Source organism: Ruegeria atlantica (assembly GCF_013032005.1).
Taxonomy (GTDB): domain Bacteria; phylum Pseudomonadota; class Alphaproteobacteria; order Rhodobacterales; family Rhodobacteraceae; genus Ruegeria; species Ruegeria atlantica_A.
Genome location: NZ_WQBE01000002.1, coordinates 295,957 through 320,245, shown reverse-complemented (window position 1 = coordinate 320,245; position 24,289 = coordinate 295,957). Strand labels below are relative to the sequence as shown.

Here is a 24,289-nt window from a genome sequence, read left to right as displayed (position 1 = left end):
TATGCTCATTGCCCTGATCGCCAAGGACAAGGACGGCGCCCTGCAAACCCGGCTGGACAATCGCGCCAACCACCTGGCCTATATCGAGGAAACTGGCGTTGTTGCACAGGCAGGCCCCCTGCTGGACGGCGACGCGATGATCGGTTCGTTGATCATTCTTGAGGTCGAGGACATGGCTGCTGCGCAAACATGGGCAGACAACGATCCCTATGCCAAAGCAGGGCTGTTTCAATCCGTTGATCTGATCGTATGGAAGAAGGTCGTCGGCTGATGGCATATTGGCTGTTCAAATCCGAACCCTCAACCTGGAGCTGGGACCAGCAGGTTGCCAAAGGGGATGCGGGCGAAGAGTGGGACGGCGTGCGCAATTATCAGGCGCGCAATTTCATGCGTCAGATGGCAATCGGTGACCGCGGGTTTTTCTACCACTCGCAAAAGGACAAGGCGATTGTCGGCATTGTTGAGGTCTGCGCCGAGGCCCACCCCGACAGCACCACAGATGATGAACGCTGGGAATGTGTGGATATCAAGGCTGTACGCCCGTTCACCACAGCTGTCACTTTGGAGCAGATCAAGGCAGATGAACGTCTGGACGAGATGGTGCTGGTGAAAAACTCGCGCCTGTCCGTTCAACCTGTGACTGATGAGGAATGGGCAACTATCTGTGCGCTGGGGGCCACCCAACCGGATTGACGGAATCAACGTCTAAGGGTGCAAACCTTCTCAAACCACCAATAAAATGGTATATTTTTAGGGCTGCACCATGTGGGGGCAATGGCGGCCGCAGTTTCAGTGGTCGTCTGTCTTTTGGTGTTGCTCGATCTTTGGTTGATCAATTCGAAAGCAAGAACCCATGTCTGACGTTGAAGGCAGCGGTGGGAAGAACGAAGACATTGCTGCTGAGCTGAGTTCAAAATGCTGGGAAGCGCGCCTTGAGATTGCGCGAAAGCAGCGCGCCGCTGCGCTGGCCGATGTGCAGCAATCAAGTCACCTGGAAATGTCACCGGAAATCGATATTGAAGCGCCGCAGGAAGACAGCCCCGCAGAACCCGGTGAATTCAAACTTGAGCAGGTTGTGTTCAAAAGTTCTCAGTCGAAACACCCAATACAACCGCCCCGAAAACAGCGCGTCAATCGCATGTATCCGATCGTTTTTGGTGCAATGTTCTGTGGCGCTACCCTGCATTGGGCCGCAACAAGCGTTTTCGCAGGATGGCGAAACCCCGACGCAGTGGTTCAAACCAGCTTATCTATTGATACAACAGCAGAAATCGACACAAACGCAAATCCGGCGGCAGGCGATCCAAATGACGGTGATACGACCCTGTCCAGCTTGGGATCAGACACCGCAAAACCGGTTTCGCGGTTTGCCAAAGTGACGCACAAGACCTCCACTGCAACTACGGAGCCAGGTTCAGTAGGGGGCAACTCACATTTTCCAATGGACTATGCGCCTGCCTGGGGTGAGACTCTATTGCCACCAGTGATACAAGGCTCTTACGAACCGGTGGCTCCGCTAACAACCGTACCTGACCTCGTGATCGCCCGAGCCACCGCACCGAGATCGGTTCTCGTGATCCCCGAAAAGCATGACAGCCTGCCTAATCATGACCAGCCGGCTGAAACAGGGGTATCTCTTTTTGTACCCGTTGGCGTGTCGAACGAAACCAGCATCGCCGTGCTTGAGATTTTGACCTCGGACCAGACTGACGTGATTGCAACGGCGCGGGTAAATTATGCCGTGAAGGCGACTCAGGTCCGATTCTATCACCCCAAGGACGCGCAAATTGCGGAACTGACAGCAAGTTTGCTTGGCGGTATCTCTCGGGACTTTACGAAGTCCGGTCCAAAAACGCGACCGGGTCATATTGAGGTTTATCTGGCCGGTAAGGGAGGTGGAAGAAAACGCCAACCAAATCGAGGGCCAGATTCAGTGGAACGGTTTGTTGCCCGAATTATTGAAGAGTTCCAATAAAAATGCGGGAAGGTTCCGACGATGCAGAACCTTCCCTACCCCCGCGTGCTCCCTACTCACCACACGCGTCTGGAAATCTTTGGCTCTGACCGTACTGGTCACTCTTAGATATTAGTAGAGTTCTGGTGGTCAGCACAAACACCAAGTGCTTAAAATTGAAAACGCCCGCCAGTGGCCTGACGGGCATCAAGGGATCAGCCGTAGACCGACTCTTTGCCGAAATGCTTGGTCAGCATGTAATAGACAACGGCGCGGTATTTGTTACGCTCAGACATGCCATAGGTTTCAAGCGCAGTGTTGATTGCGCCCGTCAACTCTGGCCCGTCTGACAGGCCCAGCTTCTTGATCAGAAAGTTGTTCTTGACCGTCTCGATCTCACCTTCCTGCGTGGCAGCCACGGTCGACGCGTCGGCGTCATAGATCGCCGGACCACATCCGATTGTGACCTTGGTCAGCAGGTCCATATCAGGGTCCATTCCGCATTTGTTTTTCAGATCATCTGCGTATTTTGCGATCAGCTCGTCGCGTTTTCCCATGTCCCAATCTCCCTAAGTTACAATGAAACGGCACCCTTACCGTCTTCATTAAGGTTAGCCGCGACGGATATTTTTCCGAAAGGAAAAAATTAAGGGATTTCTCCCCCTAATGCCGATAAGGGCGCAAAGCGGCCCGGCTAGCCTAGCGGCAAAAGCCCCAACCCGGACCCTGCAGGTGGAAATGGTCGGCGTGCAAGCGATTGTAATCTGGCCCTAAAACAACCCGGAACCAGTCACAAGCACCACGTCCAATCCGATGCAAAAAAGCGGCCTCGGGTCCGGGCGTGTCCCAATCTGTCAGCAGGATCAGGGATCGGCCATCCCCCAGTTGCAGACCGATTATATCAATCGCGTCCGCGGTGGCGTGGCTGCTCCAGCCGCTGTCCAGCCCCTGCGCAGTGCGCATCCGGCGGCAATTGTAGCTGCCCACGTGGCGTAAGGCGCGCACGTCGGTGCCCAAGATCTCGCGCGCGGCGGGCTGCACCACGTGATGTTCCCATAAGGCCAGCCGCAATGTTGTGGTGCAGCTGGTTTCGACCGCCTCGATCCGTGCGGTGGTCAAACCAGACAGCAGACCCCGACCGGCAATGCCACAGTTCCGATCCACCACCAGCTCGTCCATCGGCTCAAAAACCACTTCGGCTGCGGACAGGGCGGCCCGGCACTGTGCCTCGTCCCCCAAGGCGCGGCGCAGCTGATACGCGGTGACCGGCGTAACCGGTGCTGTCACGGTCAAGTCCCGCAGTGGGTTCCAATGTGGCGGCACCGGAGTTTGCGGATGCGACAACACCCACCACCCGCCGCCGCCCACGACGATCAGCAAGGCAACGAGTGTAAAAAACAAAGACGCCGCCAGATACAAAATCCGGCGGCGTCTTGTGCGTTTGGTCATCCCCGTTCCGCAATCAATAGCGGTAATGCTCGGGCTTATAGGGGCCTTCGGGTTTCACGCCGATATAAGCCGCCTGTTCACTGTCCATTTGGGTCAGCTTCACACCGATGCGATCCAGATGCAGGCGCGCGACCTTCTCATCCAGGTGCTTGGGCAGGATGTAGACGTCGTTGTTGTACTCATCACCCTTCGTGAACAGCTCGATCTGCGCCAGAACCTGGTTGGTGAAAGAAGCTGACATCACGAATGACGGGTGACCGGTGGCGTTGCCGAGGTTCAGCAAACGGCCTTCGGACAGCAGGATCAGACGATTGCCCGACGGCATCTCGATCATGTCCACCTGTTCCTTGATGTTGGTCCATTTGTGGTTCTTCAGGCTTGCCACCTGAATTTCGTTGTCGAAGTGACCGATGTTGCCGACGATGGCCATGTCCTTCATCTCGCGCATATGCTCGATGCGGATCACGTCCTTGTTGCCGGTGGTGGTGATGAAGATATCGGCCGATGCGACTTCGTCTTCCAGCAGAGTGACTTCGAACCCGTCCATCGCCGCCTGCAGGGCGCAGATCGGGTCAACTTCGGTCACTTTCACACGGGCACCCGCGCCGCGCAGCGAGGCGGCCGAGCCTTTGCCCACGTCACCATAACCACAAACGACAGCAACTTTACCGGCCATCATCGTGTCGGTGGCACGACGGATGCCGTCGACCAGCGATTCCTTACAACCGTATTTGTTGTCGAATTTCGACTTGGTGACACTGTCGTTCACGTTGATCGCCGGGAACGGCAGGTGGCCGTCTTTCACCAGCTGATACAGGCGGTTCACACCGGTGGTGGTTTCCTCGGACACGCCCTGGATCTGATCACGCATCTTGGTGAACCAGCCAGGGCTTGCCGCCATTCGCTTGGCGATCTGGGCCTTAATGACTTCTTCCTCTTCCGAGCCCGGAACGGGGATGATGTCTTCGCCGGCTTCGGCACGTGCGCCCAGCAGGATATACAGCGTTGCGTCGCCGCCATCATCCAGAATCATGTTCGGGCCGTCTTCGAACAGGAAGGATTTGTCCAGATAATCCCAATGCTCTTCCAACGTCTGGCCTTTGATCGCAAAGACCGGAATACCAGCCTCGGCAATGGCTGCCGCCGCGTGATCCTGGGTTGAGAAGATGTTGCACGACGCCCAGCGCACATCCGCGCCCAACGCCACCAATGTTTCGATCAGAACAGCCGTCTGGATGGTCATGTGCAGCGAGCCGACGATCCGCGCACCTTTAAGGGGCTTTGCGTCACCGTATTCCGCGCGCAGGGCCATCAGGCCCGGCATCTCGGTTTCGGCGATGTCCAGCTCTTTGCGGCCAAACCCGGCCAGCGCAATGTCTTTGACGATATAGTCCCCGGCCATCATATACTCCATTCCGGTAAGCAGGTCCGGGCTGCCCCCTAGCATCCCTTGGGGCAGGTAGCAACGCAGATGGCCGAAAACAGATTATTTGGCAGCAAAAATCAGCTGGGCTCACCCTTTAGTGTAATCTTCGGGATCGCTTCAAAAAAATCGGTGCCAACGGCGACAATACAACTAATGCCGTTCGCTTGGGTCACCAGAACCGTGTAGCTTCCGGTTTCCTTCGAGGTCCAAACCTCCATAACCGCCTGCGCACCACGCGTTTTCTGCAATCCACCAAAGACCAGCTCTTCTGAATAGCTGTCTTGCAGCTTGGCGATCACATGCTCGCGTTGCGCACAACCTTGGGCAAATGCAGGGGGGGCAGTGGCGGCCATTCCAAAGGCCAGGGTAATTCCAAACAGTCGCTTAAACATAGTAGCTCCCTTCGATACGAGTTACGTTCCGAGAGGGGCACACCAGGAGGAGCATGCACCCCCCTCAGCACAGATGTCGGTATCACCACGCGCCAATTCAAAGCACGTCTGGTCAAGAAAAAGTTGGCAGCTGGTGATCTCGACAGGTACATCATAACACAAAAACCCAAAACTTACGTGAGCGACTTCACAGGGCATGGCATAATGGCAACACAAGCACGAGCGTGGCAAAGAATGCTGTCGGGGCGCAGGCTGGATCTGCTGGATCCGACCCCCGTGGACATCGAAATCGAAGATATCGCCCACGGATTGGCCTTTGTGGCCCGTTGGAACGGCCAAACGGCGGGTGATTTCGCCTATTCCGTGGCCGAGCATTCCCTGCTGGTCGAAGAGCTTTTTGGCCGGATTGCGCCCAATGCGCCGGTGAAATGGCGGCTCGCGGCTTTGTTACACGATGCGCCGGAATATGTGATCGGAGATATGATCTCTCCCGTCAAATCCGCCGTTGGCCCCGATTACGGCGCTTTGGATGACCGTCTGGCGGCCGCGATCCACATTCGGTTCGGGTTGCCTGCTGCAGTGCCGAAAACGGTGAAACGGCAGATCAAGAAAGCCGACAAGATCAGCGCCTGGATGGAGGCGACACAGATTGCGGGGTTTTCCGAGGCCGAGGCGACGAAGTTCTTTGGTCGCCCGGATAAGGCGGTGATGGAGGGGCTGGAGATCGTGTTGCGTCCACCAGTTGAGGTGCGACAATCCTATTTGGGCAGACACAGAGAATTGTTGTCAAAACTATAGTCGACACCTTTTGTACTAAAGGTTGATTTCTTTTCGCAGAAAGCAAGTTTACATAGTTGTAAAAACTCTTTGCCAATGCGTGAAGCCAGTTAGAAAACAGAAAATACAGGTGATCAAAAATGAAACCCGAAGGTACAGAAGCGCATTTTGTCTTGCCACTTCAAGTTTATGAAAAGTATCAAGGTTTGATCGACGAAGTAACCAACGGTGAATTCAATCCCCATGCTATGTACAACGTCGCATTCCTGTACACCGATCCAGAAAAGGCGCGACAAGCCCGAACCGTTGTGTTCGGCACAGAAATCGACGACTTAATTGTAGCTTACTCAAATTTCATGGAAAAAGTTGCTCAAGAACCAAACAGAGAAGAGCAGGTGAAGATGTTCCGAGGAGCGCATTCTTATTTCAGATCGGCTTTATGTCTGGGTGAACCGGACGGGACGAGAGACCCCTGCGCGAGCAAAAACCCGGTTCCGAACAGCGACACAAGGCTCGCAAAAACCGGAAAGAAAAAGTGGTGGAATGTCTTTGGTTCCGCATAGCTCTGCCATTGGGCACACCATGGCGAAGCCTTTCACCGCGGACTGCGCTTCGCCAATATCCGCTGCAATGTCCGGCGGTGCATGTTCAACCGGCGCGCGGTCTCGGAAACGTTCCGGTCGCACAGCTCATAGACCCGCTGGATATGCTCCCAACGTACGCGATCCGCACTCATGGGGTTTTCCGGCGGCGGGGGCAGTTCGTCGCCCTTGGCGAGAAGCGCATTGGTGATGTCGGTGGCATCGGCGGGTTTTGACAGGTAGTCGGTCGCGCCGATCTTGACGGCGGCCACGGCGGTGGCAATCGCGCCATATCCGGTCAGAACCACAACCCGGCTGTCGGGGCGTTTTTCGCGCAAAACTTCGACCACATCCAGACCGTTGCCATCCTCAAGCCGCAGGTCGACAACGGCATATGCAGGGGGGCGGGCTGTAGAAATGGCGCGGCCTGCGGCGACGGAACCTGCGGTCTCAACTTCGAACCCGCGCTTCTCCATGGCTTTGGCCAGACGTCTCAGAAACGGCTCATCATCATCCACCAAAAGCAGGGATTTATCGGGGCCGATATCCAGGTCAGAGCTGTCCGCCATATTCTGTTCTTTCCGTAATTTTACGTCTTTGGCTTAAACATGAGTAATAGCAGCGCCATTTCAAAGGTCAAATCGACTGTGCGCCCTACATCTGATCCAGGAAGCACCCGACCTTGTCGGCCATCTGCTCCGCCGTGTCGTCGCGGTTGAAGAATTCCAGGAATCCATGCTCGGGCGTCATCAGGTAAGTAAAGGTGGAATGGTCGACCAGATAGAATTCGTCGCTTTTGTCATGAGCCTTGTAATAGGTCTTGTAGGTTTGGCTGGCGGCCTTGACCTGCTCGGGCGTGCCGGTCAGAGCGATGGTTTTGCCGCCCAGATTGAACGCATAATCAGCCATCACTTCGGGTGTGTCGCGATCCGGGTCGATCGAGATGAACAGCGGCGTCACAGACTGGCCACGCTCGGCCAGAATATCCACGGCCTCGGCATTGCGCGACATATCGAAAGGGCAGACATCGGGGCAGAAGGTATAGCCGAAATAAACCAGTGTCGGCTCGGTGATCACATCTTTGTCGGTAACGGTCTCACCCTTGCCGTTGATCAGCTCGAACGGGCCGCCAATCGCGGCTGAGCCACCGGCGATCTGGCCGGAACGGCATTGCGCGAACTGATCGTCCGACCGGCCCCCCAGCGTCAGCAGCCACATGGCGCCCAGGCCAACGGCCAGAACAACGGTTGCGAGGATGGCATAAAGGCGGGTCATGACATCAATCCTGAAATGAGAGGGGTTGTTGATCGTTTTCGCCGGGACACCTATCAAGATGAACAGCCGATGCAACAGGACATAATAGACCGATGGCAAATTCCAACATCACATTGTGGCGCGGTCAGGAAAGCAGCAGTTGGATTCGGCTGCGCACGCTGATCCTATTGCGCTGGGTGGCGATCATTGGCCAGTTCACGGCCATAACCGTGGCACAGCGATATTATCACGTGCAGCTGGAACTGGCACTGTGTTATCTGGCCATTGGTGTTTCGGTCATGGGCAACATGACGGCCATTCTTCTGTTCCCGCAAAACAAGCGCCTGACCGAGTTCGAGAACTTCCTGATGGTTCTGTTCGATCTGCTGCAACTGGCCATTCTGCTGTATCTGACCGGTGGTCTGAACAACCCGTTTGCGTTGCTTCTGCTGGGGCCGGTGACCATTTCGGCCAACGTAATGAGTACGCGTTCAACCCTGATCGTGGGGGGTGTTGCGATTGTTGTGGCATCCTTGCTTGCTGAGTTTCATCTGCCGCTGCGCACGGAGCAGGGCGAGGCGTTGCTGATCCCCGACATGTTGTTATTCGGAAACTGGGCCGCGATCGTGATCGCAATCGTGTTCATTGGCGCCTACTCACACCGCGTCAGTTCCGAGGTCCGATCCATGTCCGAAGCGCTTGCAGCCACCCACATGGCCCTGGCGCGCGAACAGAAGCTGACCGATCTGGGCGGTGTGGTCGCCGCCGCCGCGCATGAACTGGGAACGCCATTGGCCACGATCAAGCTGACCAGTTCCGAGCTTATCGAAGAGCTGGATGACCGCCCCGACCTGAAAGACGATGCCGCACTGATCCGCGAACAGGCCAATCGCTGCCGCGATATCCTGCGCGATATGGGCCGTGCTGGCAAAGACGACCTACATCTACGGCAAGCCCCCCTGTCCACCGTGGTGCATGAAGCCGCCGAGCCGCATATTCACCGGGGCAAGGCGGTGCATTTTGACGAAGGGCCTGCCGGGGACGGAGATGTTCAGCAACCCTCGATCCTGCGCAAGCCCGAGATCATTCACGGGCTGCGCAACCTGATCCAGAACGCGGTGGATTTCGCCCGCGCCAATGTCTGGGTCGAGGCCGAATGGACCACAGACCAGATCACTATCAACATCATGGATGACGGGCGCGGGTACCCATCGCAGATGATTGGCCGTATCGGTGATCCCTTCATGCGCCGCCGCCGGGCCGAATCCGATCAGCGTACCCGCCCGGGGTATGAAGGCATGGGGCTGGGGTTGTTCATTGCCAAAACCCTGCTGGAACGCAGCGGGGCAGAGCTTCAATTCGCCAACGGGTCAGATCCCTATCAGAACCTGAGCGACAAAAAAGACCGGCGGGGCGCAATCGTACAGGTTTCCTGGCCGCGAAATCTGATCGACGCGCAAACCGGCGACACGCCTGTCCCGTCGGGTGCGAACCAGCGTATCCAGGTCTGAGTTAAGACCCCGTTAACCATTAACGCGCATAGTTCCTTCTCGTGATGTCAGTACCGAGGAGAGCATGGTCGACTGGATCATTCTGGCCGCTATCAGCCTAGTATCCGCCAGCCTGGCGGTGCAATGGCTTTTGCCCCGTCGTCGGCAGCGGGGCGATAGTTTCGGTCTGTCCTCACCCGCGTCGCTGTTCGATGCGGTGTTTCTGTTCGATGAGGACCGCCTTATCAGCCATTCCGATATTTCTCTGGAAGGGTTTCAGGCAGTCCGCGACTGGCCTGATCTGCGCCGCCTGCTGCAACGGGACTTTCCGACCTTTCCGGAAACACCAGACCGTATTCGACGCGAAGGTACCCTGGTCATTCCTGCCATCGACTGCACCATCGAACGCGATGTCCTGTGTGAATGGATCGACGGGATCGTGCGGGTGCAACTGCGCGACAGTACCGACCGCCCCGACCCGGTGCAGCGCGACCCCCAAGACCCGATCCGGCTGGCGATGGAACAGGCTCCCTATCCGGTTTGGCTGCTGGATCATCAAGGTAACGTGCGCTGGTGCAACGCCGCCTATGTCTCACTTGTGCGCAAGGTCCGCGGTCAGGATACTGATTTGACCGCACCGATGTTCCCCGGCGCTGATGAAGACGCTCGGTTGGGGGCAAAAAGCCGCATCTCAATTTCGTCCGAAGGCAGCGGCAACAAGCTGTGGTTCGACCTGACTCTGGTGGATCACCCCGAGGGGCACCTGTGCTATGCCGTCGATATCAATGCCATCGTTGCCGCAGAGACCGCTCAGCGCAAGTTCGTCCAGACCATGACGAAAACCTTTGCTCAATTGTCTATCGGGCTGGCCATATTTGACCGCAACCGACAACTGGCCTTGTTCAACCCGGCGCTGATCGATTTGACCACCCTGCCCCCGGATTTCCTCAGTTGCCGCCCCAGTCTGTCCAGCTTTTTTGACCGGCTGCGGGATCAACACATGATGCCGGAACCCAAGAATTATCGCGGGTGGCGCAACCAGATGAACGACCTGCTCGAAGCGGCCGAGGACGGGAATTACCAGGAAACCTGGTCGCTGCCCTCGGGGTCAGTATATTCGGTCAGCGGGCGGCCCCATCCCGACGGCGCCGTGGCTTTTCTGTTCGAAGATATCACGGCCGAGATTACCCTGACCCGGCGCTTCCGCTCGGAAATGGATCTGATGCAATCGGTTCTGGATAAGTTGGCCGATGCCATCGCGGTGTTTGGTGATGACGGAACACTGGCTTTTACCAACCGCGCCTATCAACAATTGTGGGGGGATTCTGGTGAGGCCGGGTTCGAACCGGATTCCGTGCTGGATGTGACGCGTGGCTGGCAGGAACAATGCGTTGCCTCACCGATCCTAGGCGAGATTCGCGATTTCGTGGAAATGCGCGACAACCGTGCTGAATGGTCCAACGACCTAAAGCTGCGTAACGGCACCCAACTGTCCTGTACGGTCAGTCCCATGCAGAACGGCGCAACGATTGTGCGGTTCTCGGTCGAGGATGCGCCGTCAACCCTGCCGATCCGTCAAATCAGCGCCTGAACCGGGTTGCAGCCGCCCGGGCGTAAGGTCATTGTGGCGCCATGACGTTGCACGCCCGTTCGATCACCCTGAATTCGCCCGAAGAAACCGCCGATCTGGCCGCACGGCTGGGTGCAAAATTGCGCCCTGGCGACATCTTGTTGCTTGAGGGTGAGATCGGCAGCGGTAAGACCCATTTTGCGCGCAGCCTGATCCAATCACTGATGTCTGTGCCCGAGGACGTGCCTTCGCCCACCTTCACGCTGGTACAAGCCTATGACACCCTACCTGGCGAGATCTGGCACTGCGATCTGTACCGGCTAAGCGCCTTGGAAGAGATCGAAGAACTGGGGCTGTCCGACGCTTTTGAAACTGCCATTTGCCTGATTGAATGGCCGGACAAGCTGGGTCCGCTGACCCCTGCCACCGCCCTGACCTTGCATTTGAAAACAGACCCTAACACGACGGGTTTGCGATATCTGACCCTTTCGTGGTCCGATCCGAAATGGCCCCAAATACTGGAGAGTGCCGCATGACGAACCGGGCTGTGCTGGCCGAGGCGCTGATTGCACAAACACCATGGTCCAACGCCACGCGCGCACCGCTGGCCGGGGATGCCTCGAACCGCCGGTACGAACGTTTGACCGATCCCGATACTGGCCGCACGGCTGTTTTCATGGACTCACCTCCGGGCAAGGCCGAACCGGTTGAGGCTTTTGTCCGCATGGCCAACTATCTGCGGGAAATCGGGCTTAGCGCACCCGAAATCTATGCCGAGGACACAGAATTCGGCTTTCTGTTGCTGGAGGATCTGGGCGATGATCTGTTCGCCCGCGTCCTTAGGCAAAACCCTCGGATGGAGCGCGAGCTGTATGAGGCTGCAACCGACGTTCTGATCGAGCTGCACAAGGCACCTACCCTGTCACTGCCGTCTTATGATCCGACGATGATGACCGAATTGGCTGCGTTGTCCTTCACCAAATACGCCCAAGCGGTATTGGGGGAACATGATGCAGACGCTCGGATACGGTTTGAAAACCGCTTTGCGGATATTTTGCACCAAGAAACCTCGGGCCGCAAAGTGGTGATCCAACGTGACTATCACGCGGAAAATATGATCTGGTTGCCGGACCGTGACGGGGTCAAGCGGGTGGGATTGCTGGATTTCCAGACCGCGATGCTGGGCCACCCGGCCTATGACCTCGTGTCGATGTTGCAAGATGTGCGCCGTGATGTAGCACCGGGGACCGAGATGCGGATGGTAAACCGATACATCGATGCAACCGGCGAAAAGGATCATGACTTTCGCACTGCCTACGCCGTGTTAGGTGCGCAACGAAACCTGCGCATTCTGGGCGTGTTCGCCCGATTGGGGGTGGACTATGGAAAACCGCAATACATCGATCTGATCCCGGCCACATGGGCGCATCTGATGCGCGATCTGGACCATCCTGCGCTGGTCTCTGTTGCTGATCTTCTTCGCGGCGCCCTGCCAGCCCCAACCCCGGAAAACCTGGACAGGCTCAGACAGACATGACCCGACACCCCGACGCCGTGATGTTGTTTGCCGCCGGGTTTGGCACCCGTATGGGCACTTTGACCAAAGACCGGCCCAAACCCCTGATCGAGGTCGCAGGCCGCCCGCTGATCGATCACACGCTGGATCTGACGGACGATCTGCCCGCTGATCGAGTGGTTGCTAACCTGCATTATTTGCCCGACCAGCTTGCAGCGCATCTGACCCCCAAGGGCGTGCTGACCTCTTTGGAAGAGCCGGAAATTCTGGAAACAGGCGGTGGGCTGCGTGCTGCTCTGCCCCTACTGGGGCAGGATCCGGTATTTACCTTGAATACGGATGCAATCTGGTCCGGGCCGAACCCTCTAACCCTTTTGCGCAAAGCGTGGGACCCCAACCGAATGGATGCGCTGCTTATGTGTGTTCCCATCGCCCAGACCATCGGGCATGCCGGACCGGGCGATTTCACGGCAGATGCCGAGGGCCGGATCACCCGTGGCCCCGGATTGGTCTATGGCGGGGCGCAAATCATCAAGACCGAAGGGCTGGCAGCCATATCGGAACAGGCATTTTCGCTGAACTTGCTGTGGGATCAGATGCACAAACAGGGCCGTCTGTTTGCGGCCACCTACCCCGGTCGCTGGTGCGACGTGGGCCGCCCCGAGGGGATTGCCCTGGCCGAGGGGCTAATTGCCGATGTTTGAACCCAGCGCCGCGCCTCGCGTCTTTGCCGTGCCTCCGGGCGCAGATTTTCCAAAGGCTCTGGTGGATGGCCTGCGTCAACGCGCCAGTGACCAATCGCCCGAGGCGCTGGCCTGGGTCCAACTGGTTGTCAACACGCGCCGTATGGCCCGGCGCGTACGCGATCTGTTCGATCAGGGCTCGGCCTGCCTATTGCCACGCCTATCGCTGGTGACCGATCTGGGCGAAAGCGTCGATCTGGCGCAAATCCCGCCCGCCATCCCCGCATTGCGACGCAGGCTGGAGCTGACGCAGCTGATTGCCAAGCTCCTGGAGCAACAGCCTGATCTCGCTGCGCGATCCTCATTGTTCGATCTGTCCGACAGTCTGGCGGCGCTGATTGACGAAATGCAGGGCGAAGGTGTTTCGCCAGACGCGATCCGGCAGCTGGATGTCAGCGACATGTCTGGCCACTGGGCGCGTGCGCAGGCCTTTATAGTGATTGCTGACCATTTTATTGACTCTGGCCCTGATGCTTTGGACGCGCAGGCGCGGCAACGACGTGTGGTGGAAAATCTGATTGATCGCTGGCAGGTGGCACCTCCGCAGCATCCGGTAATCCTTGCGGGCTCTACCGGCTCGCGTGGCACCACATTGATGCTGATGGAGGCCGTCGCTCGCCTGCCGCAAGGGGCGCTGATCCTGCCTGGTTACGATTTCGATCAGCCTGACCATGTCTGGCAGGGATTGGACGATGCGCTAGCCTCAGAAGATCACCCGCAATACCGGTTCCGAAAACTGATGACCCGGCTTGAGATACAGCCGAGGCAGATCGAACGTTGGACGAACAACCCTGCCCCGTCCCCTGCCCGTAATCGGCTGATTTCACTGGCATTACGCCCAGCGCCGATCACTGATGCCTGGATGTCCGAAGGCCCCCAGCTAACCGATCTGGATGGCGCCACCAAGGACCTCACCCTGGTTGAGGCGCAATCCCCCCGCGCCGAGGCATTGGCCATTGCCCTGCGTCTGCGTGAAGCGGCAGAAACCGGCCAGACCGCCGCGTTGATCACACCTGATCGGATGCTGACTCGTCAGGTCAGCGCCGCATTGGATCGGTGGAACATCCTGCCGGATGACAGTGCGGGTCTGCCATTGCAGCTATCGCCTCCGGGCCGGTTTCTGCGCCATGTGGCTGGGCTGTTCGCCCGGAGGCTCGAGGGCGAGGCGCTGCTGACCCTGCTGAAACATCCGCTTTGCCACGATGGCGGCGATCGCGGTGCGCATCTGCTGCATACCCGTGATCTGGAACTGGATTTGCGGCGACACGGCCCTCCGTTCCCCGAAAGCGCCAGCCTAGCCGCTTTTACCATCCGCAAAGAGGTGCCAGAGCAGTGGATGCAATGGCTGGTGGCGCAATTCTGCGACCAGCACGTGACGGGTGAATTACCTCTATCCGAATGGGTGACCCGCCTGCGCAATCTGGCCGAGGCGATATCGGCCGGTAGTGAAGGCGACGCCGGAACGCTGTGGGACAAGAATGCGGGCCAAAAGGCGTTGTCAATTCTGACCGCGCTTGAGGACGAGGCCGAACATGGCGGCCCGATGACGGCCCATGATTTCGCCGACCTGCTGGGCGCGCTGCTGGCGGGGGAAGAGGTTCGCGACCGGGACGCGCCACATCCGCATATCATGATCTGGGGAACGCTTGAGGCCCGGGTTCAGGGCGCTGATCTGTTGATTCTGGGCGGCCTAAATGAAGGCAGCTGGCCCGAGGCCGCAGCACCTGACCCATGGCTGAACCGACAGATGCGCGACAAGGCGGGGCTGTTGCTGCCCGAACGCCGCATTGGCCTGTCAGCGCATGATTTCCAACAAGCCGTCGGAGCGCCCGAGGTCTGGTTGACCCGCGCAACCCGATCCGATGACGCGGAAACCGTGCCATCGCGCTGGCTGAACCGGATGACGAACCTGTTGCAGGGCTTGCCGGGGCAGGGTGGTCCCGAAGCGCTGGCTTCAATGCGCGCTCGTGGCAAGCAATGGCTGCGTTGGTCGGAACAGCTTGAGGTCGCGCCGAAGATCGAACCGGCCGCGCGCCCATCGCCGCGCCCGCCGGTCACCGCACGCCCACGCCGTCTGAGCGTGACCGAAATCAAACGCCTGATCCGCGATCCCTATGCGATCTACGCCAAACATGTGCTGCGCTTGCGGCCACTGGACCCCATGGTCCAGGCACCAGACGCTTTGCTGCGCGGGATCGTCATCCACGAAATCCTTGAACATTTCGTCAAGGACAGTGTTTTGGACAGCGCTTTGCTGACACGCGAGAATTTCCTGAAACGCGCTGAGACGCTGTTGGACCAGCATGTCGCGTGGCCGACCGCCCGCAAACTGTGGCTGGCACGGCTTGAGCGGATTGCCGATGACTTCCTCACCGCTGAAACCGCCCGACGTGGCGATGGCGGGCCAGTGGCGTTTGAGGCCGCGATGAAGCTGGTGCTATCGCCACTGGATTTCACCATCGCCGGACGAGCCGACCGAATCGATCACAACAGCCGTGGCGCGCTGCGGATCGTGGATTACAAGACCGGCACGCCTCCGACCGAAAGCCAGCAAGCCAAGTTCGACAAACAATTGCTGATCGAGGCCGCCATGGCCGAGCAGGGCGCCATCGAAGGCATCGATCCGTTACCGGTTGCCGAGGCTGTATTCATCGGCATGGGCGGTACTTACAAAGAGGTCGCGGCCCCATTGGCCAAGGAGCCGCCTGACAAGGTTCTGACCGAGCTGAAAGAGCTGGTATCTGCCTATTTAGAGCCTGATCAAGGCTTCACCGCGCGCCGGATGCTGCACAAGGACACGGATGTTGGCGACTATGACCACCTCGCCCGGTTCGGCGAATGGGACCGCACTGACAAAACCACACCCGAGGTGTTGAAATGAACGCCCGCAATGATGCAACCGAGCGGCAGGTGCAGGCGGCGCGCCCAGATGCCTCGACCTGGTTGGCGGCCAATGCGGGGTCGGGCAAGACGCGGGTTCTGACCGACCGGGTGGCACGGTTGCTGCTGGGTGGCGTGCAGCCGCAACATATCCTCTGCCTGACATACACCAAAGCCGCCGCCAGCGAGATGCAGAACCGGTTGTTCAAACGGTTGGGTGAATGGGCGATGCTAGGGGATGACAGCTTGCTGGCGCAGCTGACCGATCTAGGCGTGCCGGGCGTGATCGACCCTGACAGGCTGGCGCAGGCCCGCACCCTGTTTGCCCGCGCCATCGAAACGCCGGGTGGACTAAAAATCCAGACGATCCATTCATTCTGCGCTTCGCTATTGCGGCGATTTCCTTTGGAGGCCGGGGTTAGTCCTCAGTTTTCCGAGATGGAGGACCGGGCCGCAGCGTTATTGCGCGAAGAGATCGTCGAAGATTTTGCCGAAGGTGCGCAGGCCGCACTGATTGAGGATGTCGCCCGTTTCGTCACAGATACCGGCTTTGACAATCTAACCGCCGCCGTCACACATAAACGTAACCTCTTCTCTCAGCCAATAGAGTGGCCTGATCTGCTGCAACGTTTCGATCTGCCCGACGGGTTCGACGAAAACGCCCTGCTGGCCCGCGTGTTTCTGGGTGGTGAGGTCGACTTGATCCGCGCGATCCTGCCTGCACTGACCGAAAGTGGCGGCAATAACGCCAAGGCTGCGGCCAAACTGGCGGCGTTCACTGAGGCGCGCATTGGCAGCTTGCCGCTGTTGGAGAGCGTGTTTCTGACGGGCAAATCGGCCAAAGAGCCTTTTACCGCCAAGATCAACAGTTTCCCCACCAAAGCCCTGCGGGAAGGCGTGTTGGCTGGTCATATGCCACAGCTGGAAGCCCTCATGCTTCGGATCGAGGCCGCACGCGAACACCGGCTGGCGCTGGTCGCGGCACGCAAAACACATGTTCTGCACCGTTTTGCTGCTGCCTTTTTGCCAGAATACGAACGCCGCAAGCTGTTGCGCGGCTGGCTGGATTTCGACGACCTGATCCTGCGCGCACGGCAGGTGCTTAACGATCCGGCCGTGGCGGAATGGGTGCTGTACCGTCTTGATGGCGGCATTGACCACATTCTGGTGGATGAGGCGCAGGATACCAGCCCAGATCAATGGGATGTTGTTGAAAAGCTGGCTCAGGAATTCACCAGCGGGGAAGGGGCCCGATCCGGGGTCGAGCGGACTATTTTCGTGGTCGGCGACAAGAAACAGTCGATCTATTCCTTTCAGGGCGCCGACCCGCAGGCCTTTGACCGGATGCAGCAGGAATTTGGGCGCAGATTGGAAGAATCAGGCTCTAAACTGTGGGATTCGACACTAGAATACTCATTCCGATCCTCTAGTGCGATCCTCTCACTGGTCGATATCCTGTTCGAAAACCGTGCCGAGGCCGGGTTTCACAAGGATAGCCTGCACCGCGCATTTAAGGCCGATTTGCCGGGGCGCGTTGATTTGTGGCCGGTGGTGGAAAAGGTCGACGAAGATGATGATGGCGACTGGACCGATCCGGTGGATCGACCCGGTGCGCGGCACCACACCGTCATTCTGGCCGAACAGGTAGCCCGCTCGATCAAGACCATGATCGACACCGGCGAGACGATCCCCGAGGATGGTGACCGGCCCGGCACTTTCGTTCGGCGCAAGGTGCAACCGGGGGATTTTCTGATCCTCGTCCAACGCCGTTCAGACCTGTTTGCCGAGATCATCCGCGCCTGCAAGGCCGAAGGTCTACCCATTGCCGGGGCCGACCGTTTGAAAGTGGGCGCGGAACTAGCGGTCAAGGATCTGGCGGCGCTGTTGAGCTTTCTGGCCACGCCCGAGGACAGCCTATCACTGGCCACAGTGTTGAAATCGCCTTTGTTCGGGTGGGGTGAACAACAATTGTTCGACCTGGCGCATCGGCGGCAGGAACAGTTTCTGTGGGCCGCTTTACGACAACGGGCCGAGGAGTTTCCCGAAACGCTAGGCATCCTCAACGATCTGCGCGGCCAGATCGACTTTCTGCGCCCTTATGACCTGATCGAACGCATTCTGACCCGGCATGACGGGCGGCGGAAACTATTGGGCCGACTGGGGGCCGAGGCCGAGGATGGTATCAACGCATTGCTGTCACAGGCACTGGCTTATGAGCGCACCGATATTCCCAGTTTAACCGGGTTTCTGGTCTGGATGCAGACCGACGATCTGGAAATCAAGCGGCAGATGAGCGGTGTCGGCAACATGATCCGCGTGATGACGGTGCATGGCTCCAAAGGGCTTGAGGCCCCGATCGTGATCCTTCCGGATACCGGCAAGCGACAAGCCCCGCGTGATGCCGAGATCATGGTGGGAGAGGGCACACCGCTGTGGAAAGTACCAGCGGATGCCTCGCCAGCTTTGATCGCCCAAGCACGGTCCGAGGCACGGGCGCGGGAAGAAAATGAACGGCTTCGACTGCTATATGTGGCTCTAACGCGAGCCGAAAAGTGGCTAATCGTCGGCGCCGCCGGGGATGTCGGCAAAGACGGAACCAGTTGGTACCAGATGGTCGAGGCTGCGATGGCACGGGCAGGGGCCGCACAGGTCCCTGGCTCGGAAACCCTGCGTCTGTCACATGCAGATTGGGACGCGTTACCTCTTGTCGAACATGTGGAGCCTGAGATTGCCGCGACGCGGTTGCCCAACCAGTTCCTTTCCCCAGCGTCCGTGCCAGAACAGGCGCCCGAGACGCTCAGCCCGTCTGATTTAGGTGGGGCCAAAGCGTTGCCCGGAGATACCGGCCACGATGAGGAGGCCGCCAAACTGCGTGGCACGCGCCTGCACTTGTTGTTGGAACACTTACCATCCGTTGCGCCAGAGAATTGGCCGCAGCTTTGCGCCCGGGTTCTACCTGATATGCAACAACCTGACCGGCAGGAACTGCTAGATGAGGCGCAGGTCGTTCTGGCGGCTGACCATCTGAAATTCGTGTTCGCCAAAAACACACTGGCCGAGGTCCCGGTGACCGCCGATCTGAACGGGCGACGCATGCATGGAGTGATCGACCGTCTGATCGTGACCGAGGTGGATGTGCAGGTGATTGATTTCAAATCAAATACCACGGTTCCCGACAATCCATCAACCTGCCCCGAAGGTCTGTTGCGACAGATGGGGGCCTATGCCCAAGCGTTGGCGCAGATCTATCCGGGTCGACAAGTTCGCACGGCGATCCTGTGGACCCGTACAGCCGATCTGATGTGGTTGCCACACGATCTTGTGACGGATGCATTGACCCGCACCCAGATATCTTGACCTTGGGCGGTGCCGACCCTACGTTCTGTTCCCGAGTTTACCCCATTCAGGAGACAGAATATGTCGACCGTAGCCGTGACCGACGATACCTTTGACGCCGAGGTTAAGAATTCCGACATCCCCGTTGTTGTCGATTTCTGGGCCGAATGGTGTGGCCCCTGTAAGCAGATCGGCCCCGCCCTGGAAGAGCTGGCCGCTGAATACGGCGACAAGGTGAAAATCGCCAAGGTTGACGTAGACAGCAACCCGAACGCTGCCGCCGCCATGGGCGTGCGCGGTATTCCGGCGCTGTTCATCTTCAAGGACGGTCAGGTCGTCTCGAACCGCGCAGGCGCGGCGCCGAAGGCGGCACTGCAAAGCTGGATCGACGAATCCATCTGATCCAACGTGATCAGCAAGTCATCAAAGGCGCCTTGAACCGGGCGCCTTTTTTATTGCCGGGAGGATCAGATGGCAAAAACACGTGTACTTGTGGAGTTCGGCATGGGGACGTCTTTGCGCCGCGAGGATTATACCGAGGCCGCGCTGCGGGCGATCAAAGATGCACTATGGCACAATTCGGTCAACATGGCCGAGCTGTTCGATTTTCCGAAAGAAGCGATGATCATCGACGCCGAAATTGGGGTTCAGCAGCCCGAAAAGGTGGATCGAGACGCATTGACTGCCATTTTCCCTTATGGACAGCCCAATATCACCATCACTCAAGGTGGGTTGGATATTGAAAAGCCGCATACCGAAGGTCGGACAGTCATTGCCAATGCGGCCATCATCGTTTCTTTCGATATGGAGCCCGTGACATGACCGAAAAACGTATCATTCTGGAAATGGGTACCGGCAACGACCTGTATGGGCAGGATTACACTAAGGCAGCACGCCGGGCGGTGCAGGATGCGCTGCATCATTCGTCGATCACGCTGTTCTCGAAACTGGGTGTGGACCATACTGAAATGCGCGTGAGCGTCACCATAGGTGTGCAGAACCCGGACAAAGTAGATTGCGATCTTGTCGCCGCCGATCTTCCTCGTGGGCGGGCCGAGGTACGGGCCGTCAAGGGTGGGCTGGATATCGACGATGCCCAGGCAGGCACCAAACACATCGTGGCAACCGCCGCTGTTGAGGCTTACCTGCCTGGCCTGTCCGGCCAGTACAAACTATCCTGACAAAGAAAAAGCCGCTCGGATGAGCGGCTTGCATTCTTTTTCATACTGGGCGCGGATCAGACGTTTCTGATGTCCGCGCGGCACAGGCCGATATCGTCCAGCTGTGCGTCGCTCAGCTCCGACAGGGCCTTGCGTGTCTTGCGGGATTCATTCCACGCGATTGCTTTGTCATAGGTTCCGTAGAACGCGTCCACTACGTGCAGGATGGTAGCTGCTCCGAGCGGCGCATGGGTTTTAGCGATGGTTGCCATTTGCGCAGTCCTTATATGTGAAACAGCCGACCCGTTGTCGGTTGTGAGGCTCATGTAGGACGTCAGGCTAAGACTCACAATTGCTAGTCCGGTAACCCCGCATTGCGATTCCTGCATATCTTTTAGGCAGTTCGTGACCTGTTGCGCTGCGGACAGGTCCGGCCCATATAGGACGGCAGTTGAAAACGGAGGCTTTTATGGCGGATAGCGATTTTCCCGGATGGCACGGCACAACCATCATTGGCGTCAAAAAGGGCGGTCAGGTGGTGATTGCCGGTGACGGACAGGTCAGCCTGGGCCAAACCGTGATCAAGGGAACAGCACGCAAGGTGCGCCGCCTGTCGCCCGGCGGTTTCGAGGTTGTCGCCGGTTTCGCCGGGTCAACCGCCGATGCCTTCACCCTGCTGGAGCGTCTGGAAGCCAAGCTTGAGGCCACGCCCGGCCAGCTGGCGCGCGCCTCGGTCGAACTGGCCAAGGATTGGCGCACAGACAAGTATCTGCAAAAGCTTGAGGCGATGCTGATCGTCACCGACGGCAAGGACCTGCTGGTGATCACCGGGGCAGGGGATGTGCTGGAGCCCGAACACAACGTGGCCGCCATCGGCTCGGGTGGGAACTTTGCCCTCGCCGCAGCCCGCGCCATGATGGACAGCGACAAACCCGCCGAGGATGTGGCGCGCGAGGCAATGGCAATTGCTGCCGATATCTGCGTCTATACCAACGGCAACCTGACGGTCGAGACGATCTCAGGCTAACAGCGCCTTGATCTCTTTTCCTTTCCAGCGCAGGTGCATGCCGACCAGCCCCATCAGGGCCGTCGCTATGACGATGTAATAGGGCAGGCGGATATCAAAGCTCATCAATCCGCCGCCGATCAGAGACATGACACCGCCCGCCAGACAGAAGACAGCGGTGGTCACACCCATGACCCAACCCTGATCGGTCTCGGCAACGGCCGAAGAAAACAGCCCCAACAGGGTTGGGTATGAGACGCCGAAAAAGAAATAGAAGAAGAAGACCGGCACGTAACTCAGCACACCGCTGGGGCTGAAGGCAAAACCGAACCCGCAAATCACCATCACCACCAGCGAAGTGTAGATGATCTGGTGCTTGCTGAACCTCTCTTGCGCAGGCTTCACCAGGAAGGTGCTTGAGAACGCCAGCGCAAAACCGATCACCACCATCGCCATGCTACCGCCAATGACTCCGTATCCCCAGGCGCTGGTCAGGAAATTATCAACGAAGACATAGAAGGTGACATTGGCGATCATGAACAGCGCATAGACTGGCAGGATTTTCAGAACCATCGGGTGTTCTCGCACAGCAATCAGGCTGTCGGTCACGTCCCGCGGGCGGAACACAAAAGCCGTACGCTCGGTCCGGGTGTCCTTGAAAAAGGTCAGCACAAGGACGATGGCGATCAACACCAGAATAAATGCGCCATAGAACGGGGTTTTCAGCGTGGCAAAGCTGCCCAGCAGGTTGGCATCGGACAGAACCGCGCCAATGATTGGGCCGCCGACAAGGCCAAAGCTGACACCGGTTATGATGTAACCCATGTTGCGGTCGCGATCCGCCGCGTCGGTACTCCCGTCAATCATCGCCGCCTGCGCGATGGGCTGGTTCCCTGCGGTGAACCCGGTGATCGATCGGCCTATGATCAGCAACAGCAAGCTGTTCATATACAGCGCCGCAATGGTCAACGCATACCCTACCAGTGCCCCGCTAAGACAGACCAGCAGCGCATTCTTACGCCCGATGGAATCTGAGACCTTGGACACATAGACCACACCCAGAAACCACGACAAAAAGAAACAACCAATCACCAGCCCGTAATACAGATGGCGGCGACCATCGGGCGTACTCTCGGGCAGGAACCCCGATTTCGTCTCCATGATCAGCGAATTGATGATGGGAAACACCAGCCCTTGCCCGATCAGGTCCACAAACACCACGAACAGCAAGGTGATCTTGGCAATTTTCGTCACTTTCACACTCCTGACCGTCAACACCTTGAAATCACTGTAACAGAGGGCGCGCGTTTCACCTATGGAAAGCGTTTGCAAACCGGATGGGCCATTGCTAACCAACGCTGCCAATGAAAAGGGCTTGGTTGTTTTCGCGATTGCGGTGATTACCTAAGCCCAAGACTAGCCATGCCGACCGAAAGGACCGCCCCTGTGACCGACCTGACCCCGCGCGAAATCGTCTCGGAACTGGACCGCTTTATCATCGGGCAGAAAGACGCCAAGCGCGCCGTGGCCGTGGCGCTGCGCAACCGCTGGCGGCGCAAGCAACTGACCGATGACATCCGGGATGAGGTCTATCCCAAGAACATCCTGATGATCGGTCCCACCGGTGTCGGCAAAACCGAGATCAGCCGCCGTCTGGCCAAACTGGCCCGCGCGCCCTTTATCAAGGTCGAGGCCACCAAGTTTACCGAGGTTGGCTATGTCGGCCGCGACGTGGAACAGATCGTGCGCGATCTGGCGGATGCCGCCATCATCCAGACCCGCGAATACATGCGCGAAGACGTCAAGGCCAAGGCTCATCAGGCCGCCGAAGACCGCGTGATCGAAGCCATTGCCGGTACCGATGCCCGCGAAGGCACGCGCGAGATGTTCCGCAAGAAACTGAAAGCCGGCGAACTGGACGATACGGTGATCGAGCTGGAACTGTCCGACACCTCGAACCCAATGCCGATGTTTGACATTCCCGGCCAGCCTGGCGGCCAGATGGGGATGATGAATCTGGGTGATATCTTCGGCAAAGCGTTTGGCGGGCGGACCGTCAAGAAACGTCTGACCGTTGCCGAAAGCTATGATGCGCTGATCGGGGAAGAGGCCGACAAGCTACTGGATGATGAAACCGTCAACCGGGTGGCGCTGGAATCGGTGGAACAGAACGGCATCGTGTTCCTGGATGAGATCGACAAGGTCTGTGCGCGGTCCGACGCCCGCGGTGGCGATGTCAGCCGCGAAGGGGTGCAGCGCGACCTGCTGCCTTTGATTGAGGGCACCACCGTGTCAACCAAGCATGGTGCGGTGAAAACCGACCATATCCTGTTCATCGCCTCGGGTGCGTTCCACATTGCCAAACCGTCGGACTTGCTGCCCGAATTGCAGGGCCGACTGCCGATCCGCGTAGAATTGCGCGCCCTCACCGAAGAGGATTTCGTTCGCATCCTGACCGAGACCGACAACGCCCTGACCCGCCAATACACCGCATTGATGGGCACTGAAGAGGTCACTGTCAGCTTTACCAAGGACGGCATCGCCGCCCTGGCCAAGATCGCAGCGGATGTGAACCAAAGCGTCGAAAATATCGGCGCGCGGCGGCTGTACACAGTGATGGAGCGGGTGTTCGAGGAGCTTTCGTTCACCGCACCTGACAAGGCCGGGTCCGAGATCACCGTCAACGCCGATTTTGTCAGCGAAAACTTGGGCGAATTGACCAAGTCGACGGATCTGAGCCGTTACGTTCTGTAAC

At 58.2% G+C, this 24,289-nt stretch carries 25 protein-coding genes; 17 read left to right on the top strand and 8 right to left on the bottom strand.

Going from position 1 to position 24,289, the window contains the following annotated elements; all coding sequences use genetic code 11:
• Position 1 precedes the first annotated feature (1 nt).
• The 3 genes from GOX21_RS07445 to GOX21_RS07435 all read left to right on the top strand — a co-directional run bounded on the left by GOX21_RS07445 (position 2) and on the right by GOX21_RS07435 (position 1,975).
• Positions 2-271 carry a YciI family protein gene (locus tag GOX21_RS07445; RefSeq protein WP_170349518.1) on the top strand — a complete coding sequence of 90 codons (270 nt, stop codon included), beginning with the start codon at positions 2-4 and terminating at the stop codon, positions 269-271.
• Positions 271-693, top strand: a complete 423-nt coding sequence (locus GOX21_RS07440; RefSeq protein ID WP_170349519.1) for an EVE domain-containing protein — start codon at positions 271-273, stop codon at positions 691-693. The genes GOX21_RS07445 and GOX21_RS07440 overlap by 1 nt, the downstream gene beginning before the upstream one ends.
• A 160-nt stretch (positions 694-853) precedes the next feature.
• Positions 854-1,975, top strand: coding sequence for a hypothetical protein (locus tag GOX21_RS07435; protein ID WP_170376597.1), 1,122 nt, complete (start codon positions 854-856; stop codon positions 1,973-1,975).
• Between the two features lie 194 nt (positions 1,976-2,169).
• On the opposite strand, the gene GOX21_RS07430 is transcribed toward GOX21_RS07435, so the two are convergent.
• From GOX21_RS07430 to GOX21_RS07415, 4 genes are all read right to left on the bottom strand, one after another.
• On the bottom strand, positions 2,170-2,511 hold the full coding sequence (locus tag GOX21_RS07430; protein ID WP_170349521.1) for a DUF2853 family protein: 342 nt from the start codon (positions 2,509-2,511) through the stop codon (positions 2,170-2,172).
• Between the two features lie 142 nt (positions 2,512-2,653).
• On the bottom strand, positions 2,654-3,403 hold the full coding sequence (locus GOX21_RS07425; protein WP_170376594.1) for an extensin-like domain-containing protein: 750 nt from the start codon (positions 3,401-3,403) through the stop codon (positions 2,654-2,656).
• A 13-nt stretch (positions 3,404-3,416) separates the two neighbouring features.
• The gene (ahcY, locus tag GOX21_RS07420) at positions 3,417-4,805 is read right to left on the bottom strand and encodes an adenosylhomocysteinase (RefSeq protein ID WP_170361099.1); all 1,389 of its coding nucleotides are present in this window, start codon (positions 4,803-4,805) and stop codon (positions 3,417-3,419) included.
• Between the two features lie 101 nt (positions 4,806-4,906).
• A complete protein-coding gene (locus tag GOX21_RS07415; RefSeq protein ID WP_170349524.1) occupies positions 4,907-5,221 on the bottom strand; it encodes a hypothetical protein in 315 nt (104 codons plus the stop codon).
• 204 nt (positions 5,222-5,425) lie between these two features.
• Between GOX21_RS07415 and GOX21_RS07410 the strand changes: the two genes are divergently transcribed.
• Together GOX21_RS07410 and GOX21_RS07405 are read left to right on the top strand one after the other, a co-directional pair.
• On the top strand, positions 5,426-6,019 hold the full coding sequence (locus GOX21_RS07410; RefSeq protein ID WP_170376592.1) for an HD domain-containing protein: 594 nt from the start codon (positions 5,426-5,428) through the stop codon (positions 6,017-6,019).
• Positions 6,020-6,138: 119 nt separating this feature from the next.
• Positions 6,139-6,561 carry a hypothetical protein gene (locus GOX21_RS07405; protein ID WP_170376590.1) on the top strand — a complete coding sequence of 141 codons (423 nt, stop codon included), beginning with the start codon at positions 6,139-6,141 and terminating at the stop codon, positions 6,559-6,561.
• A 32-nt stretch (positions 6,562-6,593) separates the two neighbouring features.
• Here the strand turns inward: GOX21_RS07405 and GOX21_RS07400 are convergent, their stop codons facing one another.
• On the bottom strand, positions 6,594-7,148 hold the full coding sequence (locus GOX21_RS07400; protein WP_142637470.1) for an ActR/PrrA/RegA family redox response regulator transcription factor: 555 nt from the start codon (positions 7,146-7,148) through the stop codon (positions 6,594-6,596).
• Between the two features lie 85 nt (positions 7,149-7,233).
• Complete coding sequence (locus tag GOX21_RS07395) at positions 7,234-7,854, bottom strand: SCO family protein (protein WP_170376586.1); 621 nt, start codon at positions 7,852-7,854, stop codon at positions 7,234-7,236.
• Between the two features lie 92 nt (positions 7,855-7,946).
• Here GOX21_RS07395 and regB point away from each other — a divergent pair, with 92 nt between their 5' ends.
• From regB to GOX21_RS07345, 10 genes are all read left to right on the top strand, one after another.
• Complete coding sequence (gene regB, locus GOX21_RS07390; protein WP_170376583.1) at positions 7,947-9,344, top strand: sensor histidine kinase RegB; 1,398 nt, start codon at positions 7,947-7,949, stop codon at positions 9,342-9,344.
• 64 nt (positions 9,345-9,408) lie between these two features.
• Positions 9,409-10,914: a PAS-domain containing protein gene (locus GOX21_RS07385; protein ID WP_170376581.1), complete on the top strand. Its 1,506-nt coding sequence runs from the start codon at positions 9,409-9,411 to the stop codon at positions 10,912-10,914.
• A 41-nt stretch (positions 10,915-10,955) separates the two neighbouring features.
• Positions 10,956-11,429, top strand: a complete 474-nt coding sequence (gene tsaE / locus GOX21_RS07380) for a tRNA (adenosine(37)-N6)-threonylcarbamoyltransferase complex ATPase subunit type 1 TsaE (RefSeq protein ID WP_170349530.1) — start codon at positions 10,956-10,958, stop codon at positions 11,427-11,429.
• The gene (locus GOX21_RS07375; protein ID WP_170376578.1) at positions 11,426-12,430 is read left to right on the top strand and encodes an aminoglycoside phosphotransferase family protein; all 1,005 of its coding nucleotides are present in this window, start codon (positions 11,426-11,428) and stop codon (positions 12,428-12,430) included. Before tsaE ends, GOX21_RS07375 begins: the two co-directional genes overlap by 4 nt.
• Positions 12,427-13,113: a nucleotidyltransferase family protein gene (locus tag GOX21_RS07370; RefSeq protein ID WP_170376575.1), complete on the top strand. Its 687-nt coding sequence runs from the start codon at positions 12,427-12,429 to the stop codon at positions 13,111-13,113. Before GOX21_RS07375 ends, GOX21_RS07370 begins: the two co-directional genes overlap by 4 nt.
• Complete coding sequence (gene addB / locus GOX21_RS07365; protein ID WP_170376572.1) at positions 13,106-16,033, top strand: double-strand break repair protein AddB; 2,928 nt, start codon at positions 13,106-13,108, stop codon at positions 16,031-16,033. The genes GOX21_RS07370 and addB overlap by 8 nt, the downstream gene beginning before the upstream one ends.
• Entirely contained in the window at positions 16,030-19,389 is a 3,360-nt protein-coding gene (gene addA / locus GOX21_RS07360; RefSeq protein WP_170376570.1) for a double-strand break repair helicase AddA, read from the top strand. Before addB ends, addA begins: the two co-directional genes overlap by 4 nt.
• Positions 19,390-19,398: 9 nt before the next feature.
• Complete coding sequence (gene trxA / locus GOX21_RS07355) at positions 19,399-19,770, top strand: thioredoxin (protein ID WP_226689009.1); 372 nt, start codon at positions 19,399-19,401, stop codon at positions 19,768-19,770.
• Between the two features lie 69 nt (positions 19,771-19,839).
• On the top strand, positions 19,840-20,190 hold the full coding sequence (locus GOX21_RS07350) for a Lin0512 family protein (RefSeq protein WP_170376567.1): 351 nt from the start codon (positions 19,840-19,842) through the stop codon (positions 20,188-20,190).
• Positions 20,187-20,549 carry a Lin0512 family protein gene (locus GOX21_RS07345; RefSeq protein ID WP_170376566.1) on the top strand — a complete coding sequence of 121 codons (363 nt, stop codon included), beginning with the start codon at positions 20,187-20,189 and terminating at the stop codon, positions 20,547-20,549. Before GOX21_RS07350 ends, GOX21_RS07345 begins: the two co-directional genes overlap by 4 nt.
• A gap of 56 nt (positions 20,550-20,605) precedes the next feature.
• Here GOX21_RS07345 and GOX21_RS07340 read toward each other — a convergent pair whose 3' ends face one another.
• Positions 20,606-20,800 carry a DUF1127 domain-containing protein gene (locus tag GOX21_RS07340; protein WP_170361077.1) on the bottom strand — a complete coding sequence of 65 codons (195 nt, stop codon included), beginning with the start codon at positions 20,798-20,800 and terminating at the stop codon, positions 20,606-20,608.
• Positions 20,801-20,997: 197 nt separating this feature from the next.
• Here GOX21_RS07340 and hslV point away from each other — a divergent pair, with 197 nt between their 5' ends.
• On the top strand, positions 20,998-21,555 hold the full coding sequence (gene hslV, locus GOX21_RS07335) for an ATP-dependent protease subunit HslV (RefSeq protein ID WP_058283350.1): 558 nt from the start codon (positions 20,998-21,000) through the stop codon (positions 21,553-21,555).
• Here hslV and GOX21_RS07330 read toward each other — a convergent pair.
• Positions 21,547-22,788 carry an MFS transporter gene (locus GOX21_RS07330; protein WP_170376563.1) on the bottom strand — a complete coding sequence of 414 codons (1,242 nt, stop codon included), beginning with the start codon at positions 22,786-22,788 and terminating at the stop codon, positions 21,547-21,549. The genes hslV and GOX21_RS07330 overlap by 9 nt on opposite strands.
• Before the next feature lie 192 nt (positions 22,789-22,980).
• Here GOX21_RS07330 and hslU point away from each other — a divergent pair, with 192 nt between their 5' ends.
• Positions 22,981-24,288: an ATP-dependent protease ATPase subunit HslU gene (gene hslU / locus GOX21_RS07325; RefSeq protein ID WP_170376560.1), complete on the top strand. Its 1,308-nt coding sequence runs from the start codon at positions 22,981-22,983 to the stop codon at positions 24,286-24,288.
• Position 24,289 lies beyond the last annotated feature (1 nt).